19 protein-coding genes and 4 tRNA genes are annotated in these 23,032 nt (G+C 61.0%); 6 read left to right on the forward strand and 17 right to left on the reverse strand.

Features of this window, described 5'->3' with window-relative positions:
- Positions 1 to 7 precede the first annotated feature (7 nt).
- Positions 8 to 1,306, forward strand: a complete 1,299-nt coding sequence (locus CRX69_RS23425) for an NAD(P)/FAD-dependent oxidoreductase (RefSeq protein ID WP_107322955.1) — start codon at positions 8 to 10, stop codon at positions 1,304 to 1,306.
- A 157-nt stretch (positions 1,307 to 1,463) separates the two neighbouring features.
- On the opposite strand, the gene CRX69_RS28360 is transcribed toward CRX69_RS23425, so the two are convergent.
- The 8 genes from CRX69_RS28360 to rluD form a co-directional block, all read right to left on the reverse strand.
- Positions 1,464 to 3,089, reverse strand: coding sequence for a methyl-accepting chemotaxis protein (locus CRX69_RS28360; RefSeq protein ID WP_076386365.1), 1,626 nt, complete (start codon positions 3,087 to 3,089; stop codon positions 1,464 to 1,466).
- Positions 3,090 to 3,233: 144 nt separating this feature from the next.
- Positions 3,234 to 3,310, reverse strand: a tRNA-Pro gene (locus CRX69_RS23435).
- 93 nt (positions 3,311 to 3,403) lie between these two features.
- Positions 3,404 to 3,479 (reverse strand) — tRNA-Lys (locus CRX69_RS23440).
- Positions 3,480 to 3,484: 5 nt separating this feature from the next.
- Positions 3,485 to 3,561 (reverse strand) — tRNA-Pro (locus CRX69_RS23445).
- 7 nt (positions 3,562 to 3,568) lie between these two features.
- Positions 3,569 to 3,644 (reverse strand) — tRNA-Asn (locus tag CRX69_RS23450).
- A 316-nt stretch (positions 3,645 to 3,960) separates the two neighbouring features.
- Entirely contained in the window at positions 3,961 to 6,525 is a 2,565-nt protein-coding gene (gene clpB / locus CRX69_RS23455) for an ATP-dependent chaperone ClpB (RefSeq protein ID WP_047229871.1), read from the reverse strand.
- A gap of 130 nt (positions 6,526 to 6,655) precedes the next feature.
- Positions 6,656 to 7,381 (reverse strand): peptidoglycan editing factor PgeF, encoded by a 726-nt coding sequence (pgeF, locus tag CRX69_RS23460; RefSeq protein ID WP_107322956.1) that lies wholly within the window; start codon positions 7,379 to 7,381, stop codon positions 6,656 to 6,658.
- Positions 7,378 to 8,340, reverse strand: a complete 963-nt coding sequence (rluD, locus tag CRX69_RS23465; protein WP_047229873.1) for a 23S rRNA pseudouridine(1911/1915/1917) synthase RluD — start codon at positions 8,338 to 8,340, stop codon at positions 7,378 to 7,380. The genes pgeF and rluD overlap by 4 nt, the downstream gene beginning before the upstream one ends.
- Positions 8,341 to 8,491: 151 nt before the next feature.
- Here rluD and CRX69_RS23470 point away from each other — a divergent pair, with 151 nt between their 5' ends.
- The 4 genes from CRX69_RS23470 to CRX69_RS23485 all read left to right on the forward strand — a co-directional run bounded on the left by CRX69_RS23470 (position 8,492) and on the right by CRX69_RS23485 (position 12,791).
- Positions 8,492 to 9,508, forward strand: a complete 1,017-nt coding sequence (locus CRX69_RS23470) for an outer membrane protein assembly factor BamD (protein WP_047229874.1) — start codon at positions 8,492 to 8,494, stop codon at positions 9,506 to 9,508.
- Between the two features lie 124 nt (positions 9,509 to 9,632).
- Positions 9,633 to 9,866 carry a PP0621 family protein gene (locus CRX69_RS23475; RefSeq protein WP_047229875.1) on the forward strand — a complete coding sequence of 78 codons (234 nt, stop codon included), beginning with the start codon at positions 9,633 to 9,635 and terminating at the stop codon, positions 9,864 to 9,866.
- The gene (locus CRX69_RS23480; protein ID WP_076386369.1) at positions 9,856 to 11,448 is read left to right on the forward strand and encodes a two-component system sensor histidine kinase NtrB; all 1,593 of its coding nucleotides are present in this window, start codon (positions 9,856 to 9,858) and stop codon (positions 11,446 to 11,448) included. Before CRX69_RS23475 ends, CRX69_RS23480 begins: the two co-directional genes overlap by 11 nt.
- The gene (locus CRX69_RS23485; RefSeq protein WP_076386371.1) at positions 11,445 to 12,791 is read left to right on the forward strand and encodes a sigma-54-dependent transcriptional regulator; all 1,347 of its coding nucleotides are present in this window, start codon (positions 11,445 to 11,447) and stop codon (positions 12,789 to 12,791) included. Before CRX69_RS23480 ends, CRX69_RS23485 begins: the two co-directional genes overlap by 4 nt.
- Positions 12,792 to 12,841: 50 nt before the next feature.
- Here the strand turns inward: CRX69_RS23485 and CRX69_RS23490 are convergent, their stop codons facing one another.
- The 8 genes from CRX69_RS23490 to CRX69_RS23530 all read right to left on the reverse strand — a co-directional run bounded on the left by CRX69_RS23490 (position 12,842) and on the right by CRX69_RS23530 (position 21,390).
- Entirely contained in the window at positions 12,842 to 13,207 is a 366-nt protein-coding gene (locus CRX69_RS23490; protein ID WP_076386373.1) for a DUF6124 family protein, read from the reverse strand.
- 1,396 nt (positions 13,208 to 14,603) lie between these two features.
- On the reverse strand, positions 14,604 to 15,704 hold the full coding sequence (gene thiO / locus CRX69_RS23500) for a glycine oxidase ThiO (RefSeq protein ID WP_047230179.1): 1,101 nt from the start codon (positions 15,702 to 15,704) through the stop codon (positions 14,604 to 14,606).
- Between the two features lie 55 nt (positions 15,705 to 15,759).
- Positions 15,760 to 16,161 (reverse strand): type IV pilin protein, encoded by a 402-nt coding sequence (locus CRX69_RS23505; RefSeq protein ID WP_076386375.1) that lies wholly within the window; start codon positions 16,159 to 16,161, stop codon positions 15,760 to 15,762.
- Positions 16,162 to 16,171: 10 nt separating this feature from the next.
- Positions 16,172 to 19,273 (reverse strand): pilus assembly protein, encoded by a 3,102-nt coding sequence (locus tag CRX69_RS23510; protein WP_076386377.1) that lies wholly within the window; start codon positions 19,271 to 19,273, stop codon positions 16,172 to 16,174.
- The gene (locus CRX69_RS23515) at positions 19,260 to 19,739 is read right to left on the reverse strand and encodes a pilus assembly PilX family protein (protein WP_076386379.1); all 480 of its coding nucleotides are present in this window, start codon (positions 19,737 to 19,739) and stop codon (positions 19,260 to 19,262) included. The genes CRX69_RS23510 and CRX69_RS23515 overlap by 14 nt, the downstream gene beginning before the upstream one ends.
- 9 nt (positions 19,740 to 19,748) lie before the next feature.
- Positions 19,749 to 20,462 carry a PilW family protein gene (locus CRX69_RS23520; RefSeq protein ID WP_076386381.1) on the reverse strand — a complete coding sequence of 238 codons (714 nt, stop codon included), beginning with the start codon at positions 20,460 to 20,462 and terminating at the stop codon, positions 19,749 to 19,751.
- Positions 20,459 to 20,920, reverse strand: a complete 462-nt coding sequence (pilV, locus tag CRX69_RS23525) for a type IV pilus modification protein PilV (protein ID WP_047230174.1) — start codon at positions 20,918 to 20,920, stop codon at positions 20,459 to 20,461. Before pilV ends, CRX69_RS23520 begins: the two co-directional genes overlap by 4 nt.
- Complete coding sequence (locus CRX69_RS23530) at positions 20,917 to 21,390, reverse strand: GspH/FimT family pseudopilin (RefSeq protein ID WP_076386383.1); 474 nt, start codon at positions 21,388 to 21,390, stop codon at positions 20,917 to 20,919. The genes pilV and CRX69_RS23530 overlap by 4 nt, the downstream gene beginning before the upstream one ends.
- 114 nt (positions 21,391 to 21,504) lie before the next feature.
- Here CRX69_RS23530 and CRX69_RS23535 point away from each other — a divergent pair, with 114 nt between their 5' ends.
- Positions 21,505 to 22,020, forward strand: coding sequence for a GspH/FimT family pseudopilin (locus CRX69_RS23535; protein ID WP_076386386.1), 516 nt, complete (start codon positions 21,505 to 21,507; stop codon positions 22,018 to 22,020).
- Here the strand turns inward: CRX69_RS23535 and ispH are convergent.
- Entirely contained in the window at positions 21,997 to 22,944 is a 948-nt protein-coding gene (ispH, locus tag CRX69_RS23540; RefSeq protein WP_047230171.1) for a 4-hydroxy-3-methylbut-2-enyl diphosphate reductase, read from the reverse strand. The genes CRX69_RS23535 and ispH overlap by 24 nt on opposite strands.
- Positions 22,945 to 23,032 lie beyond the last annotated feature (88 nt).

Consider the following 23,032-nt stretch of genomic DNA (forward strand, 5'->3'; position numbering starts at 1 on the left):
TATCCCCATGACTCATCGTATTGTCATCGTTGGCGGCGGCGCCGGCGGTCTGGAGTTGGCTACCCGTCTGGGTAAGACTCTGGGCAAGCGCGGCACGGCCAGTGTGATGCTGGTCGACGCGAACCTGACCCATATTTGGAAACCGCTGTTGCACGAAGTGGCTGCCGGTTCCCTGAACTCCTCTGAAGACGAACTCAACTACGTCGCCCAGGCAAAATGGAACCATTTCGGGTTCCAGCTGGGGCGCATGAGTGGCCTGGATCGCGAGCGCAAGAGCATCCAACTGGCCGCCACCTATGACGAGGCGGGCCTGGAACTACTGCCGGCTCGTGAACTGGGTTACGACACTCTGGTGATCGCCGTCGGCAGCACCACCAATGACTTCGGCACCGAAGGCGCGGCGCAGCATTGCCTGTTCCTCGACACGCGCAAACAGGCCGAGCGTTTCCATCAGCAACTGCTCAACCATTATCTGCGCGCCCATGCCGGGCAAACCGACGTGGTCGAACGCATCAGCGTTGCCATCGTCGGCGCCGGGGCGACGGGGGTTGAACTGGCGGCCGAGCTGCACAACGCCGCCCATGAGCTGGCAGCCTATGGCTTGGACCGGATCAAACCGGAGAACATGCACATCACCCTGATCGAAGCCGGACCGCGGGTCCTGCCGGCCTTGCCGGAGCGCATCGGCGGCCCTGTGCACAAGACCCTGGAGAAACTTGGGGTCAATGTCATGACCAACGCCGCTGTTGGCCAGGTGACAGCCGACAGCCTGATCACCGTCGATGGCAAGGTCATCGACGCGAGCCTGAAAGTCTGGGCCGCCGGGATTCGCGCCCCGGACTTCCTCAAGGAAATCGACGGTCTGGAGACCAACCGGATCAACCAGCTGCAGGTGCTGCCGACGCTGCAGACCACCCGTGACGAGAACATCTTCGCCTTCGGCGATTGCGCCGCCTGCCCGCAACCCGGCAGCGATCGCAACGTTCCGCCCCGTGCCCAGGCCGCGCATCAGCAAGCCTCGCTGCTGGCCAAATCCCTGAAGCTGCGGATCGAAGGCAAGGCCCTGCCGGAATACAAATACACCGACTACGGTTCATTGATTTCGCTGTCGCGCTTCTCAGCGGTGGGTAACCTGATGGGCAACCTGACCGGCAGTGTGATGCTCGAAGGTTGGCTGGCGCGGATGTTCTATGTATCGCTGTACCGCATGCACCAGATGGCGCTGTACGGCCTGTTCCGCACGGCCATGCTGATGCTGGGCAGCAAGATCGGGCGTGGGACCGAGCCTCGGCTGAAGCTGCATTGAGTCAGCAGTACTGACATCGAATGATCCACCGTCATCGCGAGCAAGCTCGCTCCCACAGTTGATCGCGGTCATCCTATGGGAGCGAGCTTGCTCGCGATGGGGGCGGTACAGTCAATACTTGAGCTCGGGCAGGATCACTGTCCGAGCCATCCATCGATCAAACCTGAAACCGCTGCACCATGGTGCGCAATGAATTCGCCAGTTGCGACAACTCATGGCTGGACGCGCTGGTCTGGTCCGCACCGGTGGCCGAGCGCACCGACAGATCCCGAATGTTCACCAGGTTGCGATCCACCTCCCGAGCCACTTGCGCCTGTTCTTCAGCGGCGCTGGCGATCACCAGATTGCGTTCGTGGATCTCGTTGACCGACGCCGTGATGGTCTGTAGCGCCTCCCCTGCCCGCTCCGCCATTGCCAGAGTGCTGGCGGCGCGACTGGAGCTGGCCTGCATCGAATCCAGCGCCTGGGTGGCGCCGCTGCGCATGCCCTGGACCATCTGCTCGATTTCCTGGGTCGATTGCTGCGTGCGATAAGCCAGCGCCCGCACCTCATCGGCCACCACCGCAAACCCACGACCGCTTTCGCCAGCCCGGGCCGCCTCGATGGCCGCGTTGAGGGCCAGCAAGTTGGTCTGCTCGGCGATGGCCCGGATCACGTCCAGCACCTTGCCGATATCCTGCGATTGGTTGGCCAGGGACTGCACCAGGCCGCCAGTCACCTGCACATCACTGGCCAGGGCGCCGATGGCGTCGACCGTGTCGCTGACCCGCTGCTGCCCAAGGGACGCCGACTCACTGGACTGACGCGTGGCATCGGAGGTGGAAACCGCATTGCGCGCGACTTCCTCCACGGCGGTGGTCATCTCGGTGACGGCGGTGGCGGCCTGTTCAATTTCGTTATTCTGCTGTTGCAGGCTGTGGGTGCTATCGACCGTGACCGCGTTCAGCTCATCGGCGGCGGTCGCCAGTTGGGTAGCTGAGCCGCTGATGCCCTGCAAGGTTTCACGCAGGTTCTGCTGCATGGTCGCCAGCGCCTTGAGTAAGCGGCTGACTTCGTCGCTGCCGTGGGTCTTGATCGGTCGGGTCAGGTCGCCTCGGGCGACGTTTTCGGCGGCATTCAACGCCTCGCCCAAAGGCTTGACGATACTGCGAGTAAGCAGCATGGCCAGGGCCACCGTCGCCAAGGCGGCGAGCACAATGAACAGGCTGACGATCATCCGGGAATTGACGTAGTGTTCCTGGGATTTCTGGCTCTCGATGGAGACTTGTCTGGAGAACAGTTCCGCCAGATCGTTGAGCTGTTTGCCGGAACCGTCCACCACGGTCTTCATGTCCACCAGCAGCAGCTTGATCAACTCGTCCCGACGCCCCTGCTCTGCCAGGGCGAAGGATTGGGCGATGCCCGTGCGGTAAGCGGCAAAGGTTTGCTTGAACTGGTCATAAAGCGCCTTGCCTTCAGGCGTGATGACGAGCTTTTCGTAACTGGCGATTTTTTCGCTCAGTTCTTTGTCGCGGGTGTCCATTTGCCCACGGTACACCGGGATGTTCTTCGGGTCCTGGTCCAAGGCCATGCGCAGGGAAATGGTGCGGATGCGCAACATCAATTCACGGATCTCGTCACCGCCGCGAATACTGGGCAACCACTGGGTTTCTACCGCGACTTCACTGTCACGGATACTCGACATCTGTCCTAGCGCAAACACCCCGAGCAACGCCACCAGCACGGCGATCAAAGCGAAACCCAACGCGGCACGGGGGGCGATATTCAGTTGACGAAGAACCATGGGGAGCGCCTTTTTTATTTTGGCCTGAAGTGGGGCCATGCCCCTGTCGGTGGGTTATCGGCAGGTTGTACGATGACTTAAGGCAATCTGCTTTATCGCAGGCAAAAAAAATCCCCGTATCTTTCGATACGAGGATTTTTAATATGGTCGGGGTAAGGGGATTCGAACTCCTGACATCCTGCTCCCAAAGCAGGCGCGCTACCGGACTGCGCTATACCCCGGTAAAAAAAGGCGACCTTCGCAAGTCGCCTTCCTCGATCAGCGCTTTTGGCCTCTGATCTTAAGATTCGATTCCAGCGAACTGGTTTCAAAAATGGTGGGTCGTGTGGGATTCGAACCTACGACCAATTGGTTAAAAGCCAACTGCTCTACCAACTGAGCTAACGACCCAAAAATGGTCGGGGTAAGGGGATTCGAACTCCTGACATCCTGCTCCCAAAGCAGGCGCGCTACCGGACTGCGCTATACCCCGATTGAAATGGCTCCGTGACCAGGACTCGAACCTGGGACCCAATGATTAACAGTCATTTGCTCTACCGACTGAGCTATCACGGAACTGATATTTCAAGTTACTGCTATTTGAAGCTACAACATTGAAGCCAGCTTCAACCTCTTCTACCCGTTCGCATCGCTGCGTTCGTGTGTCTGAGGCGCGCTATTCTACAATCTTAAAAACCTCTGTCAACCCCTTAAATTGCTTTCAAGACAATGATTTGCAACTTATTTCGGGTTGCTTCTCACAGAGAAGTGGCCCTTGGGGGTGACGTACTGCGGGGCGCACTTTACAAGCCTTTTCCTTTGAGTTCAACGGCCTGATGAAAAAAATGGCCTCGCAGTGCGAGGCCATTCCAATCACCCGATCCGCAGGCTTTCAGTTGAAGACGATTTCGTCGTTCTCCACCGTGCCGGTCACGGTTTCGCCCGGCATGAAGCGCCCGGACAGAATCAACTGTGCCAGCGGGTTTTCGATCCAGCGCTGGATGGCACGTTTGAGTGGCCGCGCGCCATAGACCGGGTCGTAACCCACCGCGATCAGCTTATCCAGTGCCTCGTCACTCAATTGCAGCTTCAGCTCGCGCTCGGTCAGACGGCTACGCAGACGTCCCAGCTGGATCTCGGTGATGCCCGCGATCTGATCACGAGCCAGCGGCTCGAAGATCACCACTTCGTCCACCCGGTTGATGAACTCCGGTCGGAAGTGAGTGGAGATTGCATCCATCACCGCCGCGCGTTGCGCCTCGCGATCACCCACCAGCTCCTGGATCTGCGCCGAGCCCAGGTTGGACGTCATCACGATCACGGTATTGCGGAAGTCCACCGTGCGTCCGTGGCTGTCGGTCAAACGACCATCCTCCAGCACTTGCAGCAGGATGTTGAACACATCCGGGTGGGCCTTCTCGACTTCATCGAGCAGGATCACCGAGTACGGCTTGCGTCGCACAGCCTCGGTCAGGTAACCGCCCTCTTCGTAGCCGACATAGCCCGGTGGCGCACCGATCAGCCGCGCCACGGAATGTTTCTCCATGAACTCGGACATGTCGATGCGCACCATGGCCTCTTCGGTGTCGAAGAGAAACTCGGCCAGCGCCTTGCACAGCTCGGTTTTACCGACACCGGTCGGGCCGAGGAACATGAACGAGCCACTCGGACGGTTAGGGTCCGACAGCCCGGCTCGAGACCGGCGCACGGCGTTGGAAACCGCCACTACCGCTTCTTCCTGACCGATCACGCGCTGGTGCAGCAGGCTTTCCATCTTCAGCAGTTTGTCGCGCTCGCCTTCGAGCATTTTCGACACCGGAATGCCGGTCCACTTGGAAACCACTTCGGCAATTTCTTCTTCGGTGACCTTGCTGCGCAGCAACTGGTTTTCGCTCTTGCCGTGCTGGTCGACCATTTGCAGACTGCGCTCCAGATCCGGGATCACCCCATACTGCAGCTCGGCCATGCGGTTGAGGTCGCCTTTACGGCGGGCCGCTTCCAGTTCCTGGCGGGACTGTTCGATCTTTTGCTGGATCTGCGCCGAGCCCTGGACTTCGGCTTTCTCCGAATTCCAGATTTCCTCGAGATCGGAATACTCGCGCTCGTGGCGAACGATCTCTTCCTGCAACCTTTCCAGGCGTTTCTTCGCCGCTTCGTCGCTTTCTTTCTTCAAGGCCTGGGATTCGACCTTGAGTTGAATCAGGCGCCGCTCCAGACGATCCAGCACTTCCGGTTTGGAATCGATTTCCATGCGGATGCGGCTGGCGGCTTCGTCGATCAGGTCAATGGCCTTGTCCGGCAACTGACGGTCGGTGATGTAGCGATGGCTGAGCTTGGCCGCCGCAATGATCGCGCCATCGGTAATCGCCACCTTGTGGTGAACCTCATAGCGTTCTTTAAGGCCACGCAGGATGGCAATGGTGTCTTCTTCGCTGGGCTCTTCCACCAGCACTTTCTGGAAACGCCGCTCCAGCGCCGCGTCCTTCTCTATGTATTGGCGGTACTCGTTGAGCGTTGTCGCGCCTACGCAGTGCAACTCACCACGGGCCAGCGCAGGCTTGAGCATGTTGCCGGCGTCCATCGAGCCTTCGCCCTTGCCCGCGCCGACCATGGTGTGCAATTCGTCGATGAACAGAATGATCTGCCCTTCCTGCTTGGACAATTCATTGAGCAAGGCTTTGAGCCGCTCTTCGAACTCGCCGCGGTACTTGGCACCGGCGATCAACGAACCCATGTCCAGGGACAACAGTCGCTTGCCCTTGAGGCCATCCGGCACTTCGCCATTGATGATGCGCTGGGCCAAGCCTTCGGCGATGGCGGTTTTACCCACGCCAGGCTCACCGATCAGCACCGGGTTATTCTTGGTGCGACGCTGCAGCACCTGGATTGTGCGGCGGATTTCGTCGTCACGGCCGATCACCGGGTCAAGCTTGCCTTCCTCGGCACGCTTGGTCAGGTCGACGGTGTATTTGTCCAGCGCCTGGCGGGACTCCTCGTGGTTGGCGTCGTTTACCGCTTCGCCGCCACGCAGGTTGTTAATGGCATTTTCCAGGGCCTTCTTGCTCACGCCCTGGCCGAGCAACAGCTTGCCCAGCTTGCTGTTCTCGTCCATGGCGGCAAGCAGCACCAGCTCACTGGAGATGAACTGATCGCCCTTCTGCTGGGCCAGGCGGTCGGCCTGGTTGAGCAGGCGCGCCAGATCCTGGGACATGTTCACGTCCCCTGTCGGATTCTGGATCTTGGGTAGCTGGTCGAGCTCTTTGGCCAGCTCTTTACGCAGGCTGCTCACGTCAAAGCCCACCTGCATCAGCAGTGGCTTGATGGAGCCGCCCTGCTGCTCGAGCATGGCTTGCATCAGATGCGCCGGCTCAATGCCGGGATGGTCCAGGCCGACAGCCAATGACTGGGCATCGGACAGGGCCAATTGCAACTTACTGGTTAAACGGTCAATACGCATGGGTCACCTTCCTTTTGAGCAGGCCGGACCTTAAAAACATCCTGAATGAAGAAACCTGCCAGATACCGCTATAGATGTGGACGATTCTGGAAGATTCAAGCAGTGCGCTATTGATACAGATCAGAGAAGTCTAGCGGTCGAGCCAGATCAGGGAGGCGAAGCGACCGGTACGCGAGTTGCGCCGATAGGAAAAGAAGCGTGGGTCGGTCACCGTGCACTGGCCGCCCCCATAGACCGCCGTGACACCGCGCGCCGCCAGCCGTTGGCGGGCCAGTGCATAAATATCGGCCAGGAACTTGCCGGCAGTGTCGCCAGGCACGAAGGCGTCTGCCGCCCTAGGCAGTTGCGCCATGAACGCTTCACGCACCTCTGGCCCCACTTCAAAGGCTTGCGGACCGATGGCCGGGCCGAGCCAGGCGAGGATTTCGTCGGCCGGGACCTGGAGACTGTCGAGAGTCGCTTCCAGTACGCCGTTGGCCAGCCCGCGCCAACCGGCATGGGCTGCCGCGACGCGGGTGCCGGCACGGTTGCAGAACAGCACCGGCAGGCAGTCCGCCGTCATCGCCGTACAGGCGATACCCGGTGTGGCGGTCCAGCTGGCATCGGCGATGGCCACCTGAGCCGGATCAGCCTCGACCACGGTAATACCGTGGACCTGCTGCAACCAGGCCGGACGAATGGCAAATCGATCGGTGAGGCGGCGACGGTTCTCAGCGACGGCCGTGGGCTCATCGCCCACATGGTCGCCCAGGTTGAGGCTGTCGAACGGCGCCAGGCTGACGCCGCCGGTACGGGTAGTGACGCAGGCCTTTACCCAGGCCGGCGCGGGCCAGTCGGGTATCAGCCAGTCATTCATCCGATGAACGCCTCGCGGTCCTGCTTGAGCAACGTCAGCAGCCAGACGAAGTCATCCGGCAGCGGCGATTCCCAGCTCATGCGCTTGCCGGTGGTCGGATGATCCAGCTCCAGGAAACGTGCATGCAGCGCCTGGCGCGGGAAGTTTTTCAACGACTCGACCATGGTGATACTCGCGGCCGGCGGAATGCGGAAACGTCCGCCATAGGCCGGATCGCCCACCAACGGGAAGTTGATGTGGGCCATGTGCACGCGGATCTGGTGGGTACGACCGGTTTCCAGCTTGACTCGCACATGCGTATGGGAACGAAAACGCTCCAGCACGCGGTAGTGGCTGACCGCCTGCTTGCCGCCTTCCATCACCGCCATGCGCTGGCGCTGCTGGCCGTGACGACCGATGGGGGCGTTGATCTTGCCACCGGCGGTGACCACGCCGATCACGATGCATTCATAAATGCGGCTGACGCTGCGACTTTGCAGCTGTGTGACCAGTTGTGTCTGCGCCTGAATAGTCTTGGCCACCACCATCAGACCGGTGGTGTCCTTGTCCAGGCGGTGCACGATGCCCGCGCGGGGCACGTTGACGATGTCCGGCACGTGGTGCAACAAGGCGTTGAGCAGGGTGCCATCGGCATGACCGGCGGCCGGATGCACCACCAGGCCCGCAGGCTTGTTGATCACCAGGATGTCGTCGTCTTCATAGACGATGTCCAGGGCAATGTCCTGGGCGACCCATTCTCCCTGGGCCTCCTGCTCGGCAGTCAGTTCGAGGATGGCGCCGCCATGGACGATGTCGCGCGGGCGGATCACCGCCCCATCCACAGTCAGGCGGCCGTCCTTGATCCAGGCGGAAAGGCGCGAGCGCGAGTGCTCGGCGAAGAGTTGTGCGGCGACTTGATCGAGGCGTTGGCCGCCCAATTCGGACGGCACCTCTGCGCGAAGTTCTATTTTATCGGACATGCTCGGACTAGGCGTCGGCACAGCCTTTGGTTTCGGCTGCGCGCTTGTGGTTAAATACGGCGTCTTTTGCCCCGAGGCTTCTCAACGGGGCGCTCATCATAACAGGACGGCCCCGCCCAAGACAGCGGCCGTCATAGGGACGCAAGCCGCCATGCAAGTGAAACACCTGCTGCTGATCGCCATCCTCGCATTGACTGCTGCTTGCTCGTCGAAGGAAGTCGTAGACGAAAACCTGAGCGAAGTCGAACTGTACCAACAGGCGCAGACCGACCTGGACAACAACAGCTATACCAGCGCCACGGCCAAGCTCAAGGCCCTGGAGTCGCGGTATCCGTTTGGTCGCTATGCCGATCAGGCCCAGCTGGAGCTGATCTACGCCAACTACAAGAACGCCGAGCCGGAAGCTGCGAAATCCGCCGCCGAGCGCTTCATTCGTCTGCATCCGCAGCACCCGAACGTCGATTACGCTTACTACCTCAAGGGCCTGACCTCCTTCGACCAGGACGTCGGCCTGCTGGCGCGCTTCCTGCCGCTGGACATGACCAAGCGGGACCCGGGCGCCGCGCGCGACTCCTACAACGAGTTCGCCCAGCTGACCAGCCGTTTCCCCAACAGCCGTTATTCGCCGGACGCCAAGCAGCGCATGATCTACCTGCGCAACCTGCTGGCCGCCTACGAAATCCACGTGGCTGACTACTACCTGACCCGTCAGGCCTACGTCGCTGCCGCCAACCGTGGCCGCTACGTGGTGGAAAACTTCCAGGAAACCCCCTCGGTGGGCGACGGCCTGGCAGTGATGACCGAAGCCTACCAGCGCCTGCACCTGGACGACCTGGCCGCCACCAGCCTGGAAACCCTCAAGCTCAACTACCCGGATCACCCGTCCCTGGAGGATGGTCAGTTCACTCCACGAGTTGACGAGGCCGACAACCGTTCGTGGCTGAGCAAGGCGACCCTGGGCCTGATCGAATCCCGTCCACCTCTGCCGCCGGGCGAAACCCGCGCCAACCAGGACGTTCAGCGCCAGTTCCAGGATGCCAAGGAAGCCATTCCAAACGAGCTCAAGCCCAAGGACGAAAATGGCGACGTGCTCGAAGAAGAAGAGCCTGAGAGCGAATCCAGCGATCGCTCCTGGTTCAGCTACATGACCTTCGGCCTGTTCGACTGAGGCCAGGTGTCAGCAAAAGGGAGGCCCGCGGGTCTCCCTTTTTTTGTGCCTGGATTTTATAGCGCTGTGCGCCGTTCCTGTCCTTGGCTAAACTGCCTGATCATTAGCCAAAAAGCCGCCCATCATGCTTCGTTTACTGTTCTGGATCGCCCTGATTGCCGCCGCGATATGGTTGTGGCGCAAGTTCAAGGGGACCTCTGCCGCGCCGAACTCCCCTCGGGAACAGGACGCACCACCCATGGTCCGTTGCGCCCATTGCGGCGTGCACCTGCCGCGAGATCGGGCACTGGCCCTCGAACAACAGTGGTATTGCAGCCAGGCTCACCTCGAGCAAGGCCCGGGCACTCGTGACCGCTGAGCAAGCCTCAAGCCCTCGCGTCAAACAGGCGCAGCGCCTGCTGCGTCTCTATCACCTGTACCGTCTAAGCATCGGCATCACCCTGGTGTTGCTGATCTCCAGCAACATGGACAACCGCCTGCTGGAGTTCGCCAACGACGATTTGCTGCGCAGCGGCAGCTGGTTGTATCTGGTGCTGAATATCCTGCTGGTGGTGTTTCTTGAAAATACCCGCCGCCCAGCCCGGCTGTTCGGCCTGGCTCTGACCGACGTGCTGTTGTTGTCGTGGCTGTTCTACGCTGCCGGCGGCGCCCCCAGCGCCATCGGCAACCTGCTCATCGTCTCGGTGGCCATCGGCAATACGTTGTTGCGAGGCCGAATCGGCCTATTGATTGCCGCTGTCGCCACGCTGGGCATCGTCGGATCGAGCTTCTTCCTTGACCTCAGCGATTCGAGCCGTCCCAGCAGTTATCTGCAGGCCGGTACCCTGGGGGCCTTGTGTTTTGCCGCCGCGCTGCTGGTGCAAGGCCTGACCCGACGCCTGGAAGCCAGTGAAATCCTCGCCGAACAACGGGCCAGCGAAGTAGTCGGTCTGGAAGCGCTCAACGCACTGATCCTGCAACGCATGCGCACCGGCATCCTGGTGCTCGATCGCCAGCGCCGGGTGCAATTGGCTAACGAAAGCGCATTGAACCTGTTGGGCATGCACGACCTGGTCGGCCAGCGGCTCGACGACTGCTCCGGCGCCCTGGTGGAGCGGCTACAGCTGTGGTTGAACAACCCCAGCCTGCGTCCGCAAAGCCTGACCATTAACGGCACCGGCCTGACCTTGCAACCGAGTTTCATTGCCCTGGGGCATCACGATCAGCATCAGATCCTGGTCTTCCTCGAAGACCTGGCCCAAGTGGCCCAGCACGCCCAGCAGTTGAAACTCGCCTCCCTGGGGCGCCTCACCGCCGGTATCGCCCATGAAATCCGCAACCCGTTGGGGGCGATCAGCCATGCGGCGCAATTGCTGCGCGAGTCCGAGGAACTGAACGACGCAGATCGGCGTCTGACGCAGATCATCCAGGATCACTCCCAACGAATGAACCGCGTCATTGAAAACGTCCTGCAACTGTCCCGCCGCCAGCAGACCACGCCGCAGCGCCTGGATCTGCGGATCTGGCTCGACCAGTTCGTCCGACAAGCCCGGGAAAACGCGGCTGGGCATCAGCACTTGCACCTGAGCATCAACCCGGGTGACTACCTCACGCTGATGGACCCCGATCAGTTGACCCAGGTGCTCGACAACCTCCTGCGCAACGCCTGGCGTCACAGCGCGATGGCCCATGAAGAGGCTGAGGTCTGGCTGAAGCTGTTCATCGATCCCCACAGCCAGCTGTCCACGCTGGACATTATCGACAACGGCCCCGGCGTGACACCGGACCAGCAAGCGCATTTGTTCGAACCTTTCTTCACCACCAGCAGCCAGGGCACCGGCCTTGGGCTCTATCTGTCCCGTGAGCTGTGCGAAAGCAACCAGGCCCGCCTAGACTTCAAACCACGCCAAGGCGGCGGCTGCTTTCGCATCACTTTTGCTCACGGACGGAAACAGATTTGACTACGCGCTCACGGCAACGAATCCTGATCGTCGATGACGAACCGGACATCCGCGAACTCCTGGACATTACCCTGGGCCGGATGAAACTCGACACCCGCAGCGCCGAGAACCTTGCCCAGGCCCGGGCCCTGCTGGCTGAAGACACCTTTGACCTGTGCCTGACCGACATGCGCCTGCCCGACGGCACTGGCCTGGAGCTGGTGCAACATATCCAGCAACGCTACCCGCAATTGCCCGTGGCAATGATCACCGCCTACGGGAGCCTGGAAACCGCCATCGACGCCCTCAAGGCCGGCGCCTTCGACTTCCTGACCAAACCGGTCGACCTGGGTCGGCTGCGTGAGCTGGTAACCAGCGCATTACGCCTGCCGTCGGTCGCCATCCCGGCGGCGTCCATCGAGCGCTGTCTGCTGGGCGATTCCCCGCCGATGCACAACGTCCGCAAACAGATCGAAAAACTCGCTCGCAGTCAGGCGCCGGTCTACATCAGCGGGGAATCGGGTTGCGGCAAGGAACTGGTCGCCCGGTTGATCCATGAGCAAGGCCCGCGTTCCGCCCAGCGTTTTGTGCCGGTCAACTGTGGGGCGATTCCCACGGAGCTGATGGAAAGCGAGTTTTTCGGCCATCGAAAAGGCAGCTTCAGCGGCGCCATCGAAGACAAACCGGGACTGTTCCAGGCCGCTCACGGCGGGACCTTGTTCCTTGACGAAGTGGCCGACCTGCCCCTGGCGATGCAAGTCAAATTGCTGCGGGCCATCCAGGAAAAAGCCGTGCGGGCCGTTGGTGGCCAGCAGGAAGAAGTGGTGGATGTACGAATTCTTTGCGCCACCCACAAGGACCTGGACGCCGAAGTCACCGCCGGGCGCTTTCGCCAGGACCTGTACTATCGACTCAACGTCATCGAACTGCGCGTCCCGCCGCTGCGCGAACGCCGCGAAGACATCGAATCGCTCGCCAATCATACCCTCCAGCGCCTGGCCGCCAACACCGGCAGCCCCGCGGTCAAGCTCCATCCCCAAGCTCTGGACGCCCTTCGAAACTACCGCTTCCCGGGCAATGTTCGGGAACTGGAAAACATGCTCGAACGCGCCTACACCCTTTGCGAGCACCAGTTGATCGAAGCCCACGACCTGCGCCTGGCCGAGGGCATCAGCACCACCGACGCAGGCAGCCCCGACCTGATGCGGGTCGATAACCTGGAAGACTATCTGGAGGACGTCGAACGCAAACTCATCCTCCAGGCTTTGGAGGAAACCCGCTGGAACCGCACGGCGGCGGCCCAACGGTTGAAGTTGTCGTTTCGGTCGATGCGGTATCGGTTGAAGAAGTTGGGGTTGGATTGAGGCGCGGTCCTGATGCTCCTACTTACCCCGTGTTTGCCTTGGCAGCTCTTCTAGCCTTCCGCCACCGGCACCCGCTCATCCAGCACACGGTTGGCCAACAACTCGCTCAGCTCAATCAACTGTTGCACTCCCAATGCGACATGCCGTCGCGAGCCTTCGAGTTCGAAGGCCAGGTCGCTGACGGTTGCGTTGGCTGAGGCCAGGGTTTCGCTGAGGTTGGCGAGCAGGCATTCGGTGTCGATGCCATCCACCACGGCGAACAGTTGGGTTGAGGTTGGTTTCTTTTTGGTTTCGGGCTTTGGGCCGAGGTAATAGTCGAGGGCGCGCTGGGCGGCTTCATCGAGTTTTTGAGAATCGAGCCCGCCATGGGCTGACGAGGGATCGGTTTCGGGGGGATTGGGTGTGACTTTGATCATCGTGCATCTCCAAGTTTTGGAGCTGCCACCGATCGCCGCGACGCGATTGGAGGTGGTAGCTGTACGCAGGTTCGCGGACCGAACTTGGAGCCTCCGGCATACCCGAAGGTATCCCACGCACAGCCAACCATGACAGAACGACAAATACCGAAGCCCTGTCGTCGTCTGGAATTATGCACCAAGTTAGCGGGCCGCGACGCCCGGTCGCTGAATTGGCAGCGACGGAAAAAGGTTAGCCAGAGTTCTTCCCACCCGGCAACCGCCAGAACTCGTCGGAAAATTCGGCTTGAATTAGGGGCTTTGTCCGACCATTCCCACAAATTCTGGTTGGCTGTGAAGGCGCTATTGTGAGTGTGTATATCCATTTCTGCGGTAACGGCTACTTAGGGTTCCGCCCTTACGGCGGCTCACTTTTGAACAGCGCAAAAGTAAGCAAAACGCTTCTGCCCCACCACTCGGCACCTCGCTTAGGCTCGGTGTGCCCTCACTCCGGCATTGCTCCGTGGGCCCGCCGCGAAGGGCCATCCATGGCCCAGCGCGGCTATCCCGGCATCCATGCCGGGATGCCCACTCCACAATGCCTGCGTTCGGCCAGCGTGGTTAACGGGGCGCCGAGATCAACGTCCTCCGCGAGGCGGCCTGACAGCCGGCCTGGTTTTGGGCGAACGCGTTTCTCCTGTGGGAGCGAGCCTGCTCGCGATAGCGACACCTCGGTTGCATCGAGGGTGGATGGGCTGACATCGCGAGCAGGCTCGCTCCCACACTGGGATAGGGCTACGCCCGCAAGAGACAGGCCGGCTGTCAGGCCGCCTCGCGAGCAGGCTTTGCTCCCACAGGTCCGGCTCAACATGTCTGATGGGTGTACACCCGCAAAAAACAGGCCGACTGTCAGGCCGCCTCGCGAGCAAGCTTTGCTCCCACAGGTCCGATGGGTGTACACCCGCAAAAAACAGGCCGGCTGTCAGGCCGCCTCGCTTTTGATTTTGATCTGGGGCGCCCCGTTAACCACGCTGGCCGAACGCAGGTATTGTGGAGTGGGCACCTCGGCATGGATGCCGAGGTAGCCGCGCTGGGCCATGGATGGCCCTTCGCGGCGGGCCCACGGAGCAATGCCGGAGTGAGGGCATGCCGAGCCTAGGCGAGGCACCGAGTGGTGGGGCAAGAGCGTTTTGGTTACTTTTGCGCTCTTCAAAAGTGACCCGCCGTAAGGGCGGAACCATAAGTAGCCGTTACCGCAGAAACGGATATATACCCAACCAACAAAACCCTGGCCGGCTGTCAGGCCGCCATCGCGAGCAGGCTCGCTCCCACAGTTGGATCCGGGTACAACCGTGAGAGACAGGCCGGCTGTCAGGCCGCCTCGTCACCAAGCTCACCCCCAAGCCAAAGCCGAACCTTACAACCGCCCCGCCGGCGCATAAGGCGCAGGATCAATCACCGGCTCACGCCCCAACATCACATCAACAAACAACCGACACGACGCCGGAGCCAACACCAACCCATTGCGATAATGCCCACAGTTCAACCACAACCCCGAAAACCCCGGCACCTCACCAATATAGGGAATGCCCTCCGGCGATCCAGGCCGCAACCCGGCCCAATGCCCGACCACCTCGGCGTCCGCCAGCGCAGGAATCAGCTGCTGCGCCGACGCCTTCAGGCTATCGAGCGCAACATCGGTCGGGGTCTTGTCGAAGCCTTCGCGCTCCAGCGTACTGCCCACCAGAATATGCCCGTCGCGACGCGGAATCGCATAACGGCCCTTGGCCAGGACCATGCTCGATAGAAAATCCGACGCACATTTGTACAGAATCATCTGGCCCTTGACCGGCTCGACCGGCAACTTCAGCCCCAGAGTCTTGAGCAGTTCACCGCTCCAGGCGCCCGCCGCCAGGACCACCTGATCGCCAAGGATCGGCCCCTCGGAGCTGTTAACCCCCACAATACGCCCACCGTCGCGGATGAACCCGCCGACCTCGCATTGCTCATGCAGCGTGACATTGGGTAGCGCCAGCAACGCAGCCTTGAGGGACTTCACCAACCGGGGATTGCGCACATTGGCCACATCGGCCATGTGGATCGCCCGGGAGAAACCCGCGCCCAGTACTGGCACCGCGTCATGGACAGCCGAGATTTCCACAGCCCGCAACGGGCGCCCTTCCCGCTCGGCCCAGGCCAGTGCTTCGGCCTGATCGTCCAGGTCCAGCCAATACAGACCGGTGACATGCACCTGCGGATCAACCCCCGTGGCCGCGAACAGACGCTGGGCCAGCTGTGGATAAAAGTCCTGCGACCAGTGGGCCAGTGCGGTGACCGCCGGGCTGTAGCGCCAGGGGTACAGCGGCGAAACAATACCGCCGCCGGCCCAGGACGATTCCTGGCCGACACTGGAGCGGTCCAGCAGCACCACGCGCTGCCCTTCGGACGCGAGATTGAACGCCGTCAGCAGGCCAATGACTCCGCCGCCGACAATCACCACTTGCTGTTGCCTGGTCATGTTCTATTTCAACTCACAAGACAAAGGGCGCAGGACAGCGCCCGAAAAAATAAACTCAGCGACCCCAGCAATCCTTGGCAGTCAGCCCGGCAGCAGCGTTGATGATGCTTCGCGCGCCCGTGTTGTTGATGGTGAAATCACCGCACTTGTCGGTGGCCATGGACGAGGCGCTGTTGCGCACGGCAGTCAGGGTGAAACTCTGATCCATGAGCGTCTGGGTAATGGTGTAGAAATCATTACCGCTGCTCAGCCCGGTCGCGTTGGTGTAGACATTGTTCTTGGAGTAATGGCGCTCAAGAATCTGCGCCTGCTCCGATAGCAGCCCGGCGATTTCGGCCCTTCGGCCCTTTTTCATGTATTCGGTCAGGCTCGGATAGCCGACGGTGATCACGATACCGATGATGGCGATCACGATCATGATTTCGATCAAGGTGAAACCCCGGTTGGATCTGCGCATACCTTATCTCTCATTGTATTTGCCGCCACATGATGCGGCGGCTGCCGCCGACGGATTTCCCCAGCAGGTCGGTGATACCGCCACCGGAGTCGTTCACGATCATGTTGGTGGCCCCGTTGGCACTGACGACAGCGCTCAAGGTCGGGATCCCGCCCGTGAAAATCACTCCGCTGGAGACCGTGTCGAGGCTGTTGAGCATGCCGTCACCGTTGGTGTCGAGCACCGCGTAGTTGAGCATCTTACCGTTGAACGCATCCACCTCGATCAGTTTGCCAGTACCAAAGCTGGCGCAGGGATCGGTGGTGTCCACCGCGGCCGTGGTGAAAACCACGCGCCCGAGCACCAGACTGGCCGGGTTGATCACCCGTTCCCCAGTCAATGCGTTGTTGTACACCAAGGGCAGATACCAGCCATTTTTTGCAGGATACGTCACGTCGGTCTGGCTGGTCGTCACGAATTGCCCAGTGCTGCCTGAGAACACCCCGGTGATCGACTGGGCTTGCAGGCTCGAAACCGGGATTTGTCCGGTACCGCCGACGGCGTCCCAGATCGAATAGAACCCCTGCAGATCCTTATTGAGCTTGTCCACCGCTTCGTTGAATTTGCCCGTGCCGAAAAAAACCTGGGTCCCGCCTTGAGGGTTTTCCGCCAGCAACGGCTGGACGGTGATGGGCTGGGTTGCACCACCGGGCGCGGTGAACAACGGCTGCCCGGCAAACGCAACGCCCCAGGCGGTGGGGGAAGTGCCGCTGAGGTCGAATTTCCACATCCGCCCTTTCAAATCGCCACCGTACGCGGCCTGCACCACGTTCTGGGAATTGACCCGAAGCTTGACCGACGACAGGCCGTTACCCGTCTCGCTGTTATTGACCGTGATTTTCCTGATCAGCGAGCCATCACGGATATCCACCACATACAGCGCCGCTACGCCGGTGTTGCTGCCATAGCCATTGGCGATGAACGCGGCCCAGCGACCATCGGCCAGGCGCGCGACTTCGGGACGCGCATAGGCGTAGCCCAGGTCATTGAAGGCGTTGGCCGTATTGGCGACGGTCGGTGCGCTGATTTCCCACAACGCCCGGAGCGCATTGCCTGCCGCTGCGTCGAACAATTGCACCGCATAGAACGCTTTGCCCCCGGCTCCGGTCCCGCCCAGGGCAACGGTCTTCCAGGCATTGCCCAATTGCGCATCGAATACGCCGATCTGCCCATCCACCAGGAACTTGTGACTCACGCCGTTGATGTAATTGGTGTCAGCGATGTCCCGCAACGAGGGCAGGACGCTCGAGGGCATATAAGCGTAACGCCGCGTGCCGTTTGCGCTGTTGATGACGCTGAAGAAACCATCGTTGGCATTCACCACGAGATTGGCGTTCATGTTCGCCGCCTTGGTTGCCAGGTAAGTGCTGTAGCTGGTGTCGTTCAGCAGGTCCGAGGCGGTCTGGTCGTTCGGCGAGGCCAGGAGCAGTGGCGAGTTGATAATGTCCCCCAGCAACGCGCTGCGCACCTTCAACCCGGTTTTATTGACACCTTTGCTCCATTCCACCAGATCGCTGCCGGTGATCCCCGTGGGCAGGCCCTGGCTGAGGCTGGTTTGCTGGGCCGGTGAAAAGTTGCCGTAGGCCAAGGTTACCGGCGTGTTGGTCGCGGTGTTCCAGGACTGATAGGTCGGTGCCGTGGCACCCGGCACGATGCTGGTGTTGGTGGTCCATTGCACGGCCGCCGTATCGACCGTCCCCGCCGAGGTAAAACCGAATGCGCGGATGGTGCCTCGCCAGTCCTTGGGGTCATAGGTGGTCTGGTAATAGCTGGAGGTGGTGGACAACGTTGCACCGTTGGTGGTGCCGCCGCCCCCCGATCCGGCCTTGGAGGTGATGTCACTCAAGGCCGATGACAAGGCCGAGTTCAGGCCTTCGCTGTCGGACGCTGGATAATATTTACCCGCGCCGTAGCGAGCGGCGTCGGACAGCATCGTATTGGTGACGGCAAAACCCACGGTGTAGGTATTGAGGTACTGCCGGGGAAAATCCGTGGCATTCCAGCTCTGGCCAGTGACGTCGGTGCCGGTGGAACGCATGTCGATGTCGAAAGCGAACTTGGCGATATCGTCCAGATAAAGCGTATCGCCCTCAGCGTCACCGTTGCGGTCAGCACCATCGTTGGTACTGATGCCATCCCAGTTCGGCAGACGGGATCCGCCTAACGGATCGTTGGTGGGAAAGGTACGGTCGTAGGTGGGCAAGCCGTCGGTGATCACCACACCGAAATTCTTCTGGCACCGGTACTGGATCGGGCTGGTGTAGGTGCTGGGGCTATTGTTGTGGTACGGCGCCATGCCCCTGAAATAACGGGTGACCTCGTAATAGCTCTCGGCCAATGGCGTATTGGCGACCGCGCCCAGACCGTTGATGGCGTTGATCAGGGCACTGTAGTTGGCGTTGGCCTGGGTCTGGGTCACGCTGCCGCTGACGGGTGACAGATCGCTGATGACACGGGCGATGTAGCCTCCCGGGCCGGAGTTGCTGAAGTTGGGAGGATTGAAGGTGGCAAGCCCGATGCGCAAGGCACGGTTGTTGGCGACCAAGTCGTTGGAGACATCCCGTGCCACGTTGATTCGATAATCCCTGGGGATTGAGCCATTGGTGTAGTCCCGGTTCGAGCCGTTGGCCAGGGTTACCAGATACGCCAGGTACTTGGCGGTGTAGCGTGTATCGCCCCCACCCACCGGGTCTGGCAGCCGCAGACAGATCCGACCAAGGCCGGGCCGGTAGAAACCGTACCAGCCAGACGAGCAACCGCCCCGCAACAGGCTCATTAACAGAATGTTCGAGTCATCCAGATCCAGTTCATACCTATCGTTGCAATTGCTACTGGCGCTGCATGCATAAGTGCGCGTTTGCGTCACCGTCGGATCAAACCCCGACGCCCAAATGATGTTGTTCATACTCCCCGAGTCATCGATCAGCAGCATCACGTTGGGCGTGACTGCGGCGGCACTCAGCAACGGCGAATCCGAAGGCGTGAAAGCATAGGCCGGTGCAGCCAGGTACAGGCTGAGCAGCACACCCCACAACGCCTGCTTCCAATCGCGACGCACCTTAATATTTCGCATAGATGCTCTCCACGACGCTGCGCTGGTTATTTCCCACCACGGCCACCGCCGTGATCCGGTACAGCGTCGCCGACGTATTGATCGGCACGTTGACCGCCGTCAGCGTGGTGCCCAGATTCTGCACGCCATAGAACCCGCCAGGGACGGCGATCCAGGTCACCCCCGACGATGAATTGCGCCCGGCCGTCGTGAGGGTTGCCGATTCAGCCGGCGGCGCACACTGGGTCGCGGTGGTACACACCGGCAGGGAGTAGGCCTCGGCCTGTACCGCGCTTTCACCAACCCGCAGCGCTGCCTCGGCCAACTGGAAGGACTGGTTGCGTAGCATGACGCTACTGGTCATTTTTTCCTGAAGGGTGGCGCTCTGCATCGACGACAGGCCGATCAGCGTCAGGAGCAGCAGGAAAACCAGGCTGACCAGCAATGCCATACCGCGCTGGCGATGCTTGATGGGCGTTGAATTCATCAGTCGCCCTCACAGAAGCCGGTTGCGCAAAGCGGCAACCACGTTGAAGGTCTGCTCACGCACGTTGTTCTTCGGATCAAAGAGCGTGAGGGTCAGGCGCACGCTGCGGATCAGGGCCGGATTGCTCGGGTTGCGGCTGTAGCTCGATGCCGCGATGTCTGTCGCGCTGCTGGCCACCCCAAATGTCACATCGAATGCCCGGACGTTATCCACCAGCACCGCCTGGGTCGGGTTGCCAGCCCCGGTGCCCATCAACAACTGGTTATTGCTGAAACTGTAGACCAGCCGCCGTATCGGAAACGCCATTTGCCCGGCCGCCGGTAGCCGCGCCCCGGTATAGGCGGTCGCCGTGTTACGACAATCCGAGATGACGGTCCAGGTCGGCACGCCGCCGCTGTTGCCGACATCTGTCGTCACCAGGGTCAGCTTCAGATTGGCATTGTCCCAACTGATCGGCGTGACCTTGCTGGCATTGAAATCCCCCGCCGAGGACGCGTCGAGGACGGTCTCCAGGCAACCGAACATGCCCACCATGCGAAGCTCCTGGACCATCTTGCTCAGAGCGAACCGCGCATCCTCCTGCATCACCGCCGCCGCGCCCTGGCTGACGTAGGTGTTTTTGGCGGCGATGAAAATCTGCACCACACCCAGCACGACAATCAGGCTGAGCACCAAAGCGATCATCAGCTCAATCAGGCCGAATCCCCGGCAATGCCTGTTCATGGCGTCGCCCCGGGTGGGTCGACGGCGACGCGACTGGTCAGCACGAAACTGCGGCGAGCCTCGGCGGCGTTGGTCGTGTTGGCGGCCCGGGCGTCGTCCCAAGAGATGGTAATGGTGTAGACCCGCTGGTGCAGCGCAACAGTGCCGGTGGCCGTGGCGCCGCCGAAGCTGACGATGTTGGTCTTGAAATCGTAGAGATCCTGGTCCCGGGCTACGTTGAGATTGGGTGAACTGGGCGGCGTGACCGTGTAATCGGCGCCGGAGTTGGCGCGAATGCGGTCGAGCATGTCGTAGGCGATGAAGCTGGCCTGGCTGGTCATGCGCGAGCTGTCGGTATATTTGAGGGCATTGAGCTGAACCATCGCCGCTCCCAGCAAGCCCACGCCAAGAATCAGCACCGCCACCAGCACCTCGATCAGTGTCATGCCATCCTGTGCCTGTTTACTGCAACCCTTCATCCGCAACTTCCACCCAATACGATTCGTCCATTGAGGCAAACACTCAGTGTCCTGCTCTGCGCCCCCCTTACATAATTGAAAGTCACCGGCGTGGCCGGTGCCGACAACCCGCCGAGGTTGTTGAAATCAATGCTGGTCACGTCTGAGGTTAGCGTCAGAGTCGCGCCGCTGCTCATCGCTGGAACAACCCGCAATACATTGGGCTCAGCGCCAGTACTGTCATACACCGTCAGCTCGCTGCTCCATACGCTGCCCTGGACCGTGGGGCGAATCCGTGTGGTGACACCACGGTCGATCGCCGTCATCCGGGCGAAGTTCAGTGCCCGGCGCAGGTCGCCAATATCGGTATCGGCCTTGGTGCCCTGCACCGAACCGGTAAGGGCCGGTACCGCCAGGGTGATCAGGAGCAGCAGCACGCCAAGGGCGACCAGCACCTCAATCAGCGTGAAACCTTTTGTACGAAGATCCATCGATGCCCTCCGTCGCCATTGGCTATACCTGCTTCTACACGCTAGAACAAACGACTGCCTGTGGCGAGGGAGCTTGCTCCCTCTCTACAACAAGCTCTCCAGGGAGGAGACGTCATGTATCAACAGGGCTTTAGCCTGATCGAACTGCTCATGGGACTGGCGATTGCCGCGATTGTTCTGCCGTGGGCCGGTTCCGGATACAAAGCCCTGGTGGAATCCACTGACCGCGACGACGCCGCACGGCTGCTGGCCAGCGGTCTGCGCAGCGCCCGCAGCGAAGCAATCACGCGCAATCGGACAGTGACGATTCAAGGAATAGACAACGATTGGAGCCTGGGCTGGCAAATCATGCTGGACGGCGATGACCAGCCACTGCTGACGCAGCACAGCCGCCATGCTCGAATCATTGGCAACGGGCCGGTAAAACACTCGGTGAGATTCGCAAGCCAGGGGGAGCCGCTCCTGCCCAGCGGCGCATTTCAGGCGGGAACGTTACACGTTTGTGCACACCATAAGCCGGTCAGTCACCACCAGGTGGTCCTGTCGCGCAGCGGCCGCGTCAGCCTGCGCAGCGAGAAAACCGAGCAGGCCTTGTGCGAAATGGACTCAAAGCAAGGAGCGCACGCGTAGTTCCTTGGGCATGGAGAAGGTGACGTTCTCCTCGCGACCGGACAATTCATCGGCACCGGTTGCCCCCCAGGCCTGCAGTTGCTGGATCACGCCGCGCACCAACACTTCCGGCGCTGAAGCACCGGCGGTAATGCCGATACGCTCGACGCCGTCAAACCAGCTGCGCTGCATGTCTTCAGCGCCGTCGATCAGGTACGCCGGAGTGGACATGCGCTCGGCCAGCTCACGCAGGCGATTGGAGTTGGAGCTGTTCGGGCTACCGACTACCAGCACGACATCACACTCGTCGGCCAGTTGCTTGACCGCATCCTGACGATTCTGGGTGGCGTAGCAGATGTCATCCTTGCGTGGCCCACCGATGGCCGGGAAGCGCGCACGCAGGGCGTCGATCACTCGACTGGTATCGTCCATGGACAGGGTGGTCTGGGTGACAAACGCCAGCTTTTCCGGGTTACGCACCTGAAGGGCGGCGACGTCCTCTTCATCCTCGACCAGGTAGATCGCGCCACCATTGCTGGCGTCGTACTGGCCCATGGTGCCTTCGACTTCCGGATGGCCCTCGTGGCCGATCAGGATGCACTCACGACCGTCACGGCTGTAACGGGCCACTTCGATATGGACCTTGGTCACCAAGGGGCAGGTCGCGTCGAATACCTTCAGGCCACGGCCGGCGGCTTCGGTACGCACTGCCTGGGAAACCCCGTGGGCACTGAAGATCACGATGACGTCGTCTGGCACCTGGTCCAGTTCCTCGACGAAGATCGCCCCGCGGCTACGCAGGTCTTCGACGACAAATTTGTTGTGGACCACTTCATGGCGCACATAGATGGGCGGCCCGAAGACTTCCAGGGCGCGGTTGACGATTTCGATCGCCCGGTCCACGCCGGCGCAGAAGCCACGGGGGTTGGCGAGTTTGATTTGCATGCTGTGCCTCGTGTCTGTGGGAGCGAGCCTGCTCGCGATGCGGCAGAACAGTCAACTCGATGGTGGCTGTGATTCAGCCATCGCGAGC

It is taken from the genome of Pseudomonas rhizophila, from assembly GCF_003033885.1.
Classification (GTDB): domain Bacteria; phylum Pseudomonadota; class Gammaproteobacteria; order Pseudomonadales; family Pseudomonadaceae; genus Aquipseudomonas; species Aquipseudomonas rhizophila.

Bases quoted from the DNA above. Each gene is read 5' to 3' on its own strand.
- CRX69_RS23535 (WP_076386386.1), top strand. From the start codon at position 21,505: ATGTATCAACAGGGCTTTAGCCTGATCGAACTGCTCATGGGACTGGCG.
- pgeF (WP_107322956.1), bottom strand. From the start codon at position 7,381: ATGAATGACTGGCTGATACCCGACTGGCCCGCGCCGGCCTGGGTAAAG.
- CRX69_RS23425 (WP_107322955.1), top strand. From the start codon at position 8: ATGACTCATCGTATTGTCATCGTTGGCGGCGGCGCCGGCGGTCTGGAG.
- pilV (WP_047230174.1), bottom strand. From the start codon at position 20,920: ATGAAGGGTTGCAGTAAACAGGCACAGGATGGCATGACACTGATCGAG.
- rluD (WP_047229873.1), bottom strand. From the start codon at position 8,340: ATGTCCGATAAAATAGAACTTCGCGCAGAGGTGCCGTCCGAATTGGGC.
- CRX69_RS23505 (WP_076386375.1), bottom strand. From the start codon at position 16,161: ATGCGCAGATCCAACCGGGGTTTCACCTTGATCGAAATCATGATCGTG.
- clpB (WP_047229871.1), bottom strand. From the start codon at position 6,525: ATGCGTATTGACCGTTTAACCAGTAAGTTGCAATTGGCCCTGTCCGAT.
- ispH (WP_047230171.1), bottom strand. From the start codon at position 22,944: ATGCAAATCAAACTCGCCAACCCCCGTGGCTTCTGCGCCGGCGTGGAC.
- CRX69_RS23515 (WP_076386379.1), bottom strand. From the start codon at position 19,739: ATGAATTCAACGCCCATCAAGCATCGCCAGCGCGGTATGGCATTGCTG.
- CRX69_RS23520 (WP_076386381.1), bottom strand. From the start codon at position 20,462: ATGAACAGGCATTGCCGGGGATTCGGCCTGATTGAGCTGATGATCGCT.
- CRX69_RS23510 (WP_076386377.1), bottom strand. From the start codon at position 19,273: ATGCGAAATATTAAGGTGCGTCGCGATTGGAAGCAGGCGTTGTGGGGT.
- CRX69_RS23470 (WP_047229874.1), top strand. From the start codon at position 8,492: ATGCAAGTGAAACACCTGCTGCTGATCGCCATCCTCGCATTGACTGCT.
- thiO (WP_047230179.1), bottom strand. From the start codon at position 15,704: ATGACCAGGCAACAGCAAGTGGTGATTGTCGGCGGCGGAGTCATTGGC.
- CRX69_RS23490 (WP_076386373.1), bottom strand. From the start codon at position 13,207: ATGATCAAAGTCACACCCAATCCCCCCGAAACCGATCCCTCGTCAGCC.
- CRX69_RS23475 (WP_047229875.1), top strand. From the start codon at position 9,633: ATGCTTCGTTTACTGTTCTGGATCGCCCTGATTGCCGCCGCGATATGG.
- CRX69_RS28360 (WP_076386365.1), bottom strand. From the start codon at position 3,089: ATGGTTCTTCGTCAACTGAATATCGCCCCCCGTGCCGCGTTGGGTTTC.
- CRX69_RS23530 (WP_076386383.1), bottom strand. From the start codon at position 21,390: ATGGATCTTCGTACAAAAGGTTTCACGCTGATTGAGGTGCTGGTCGCC.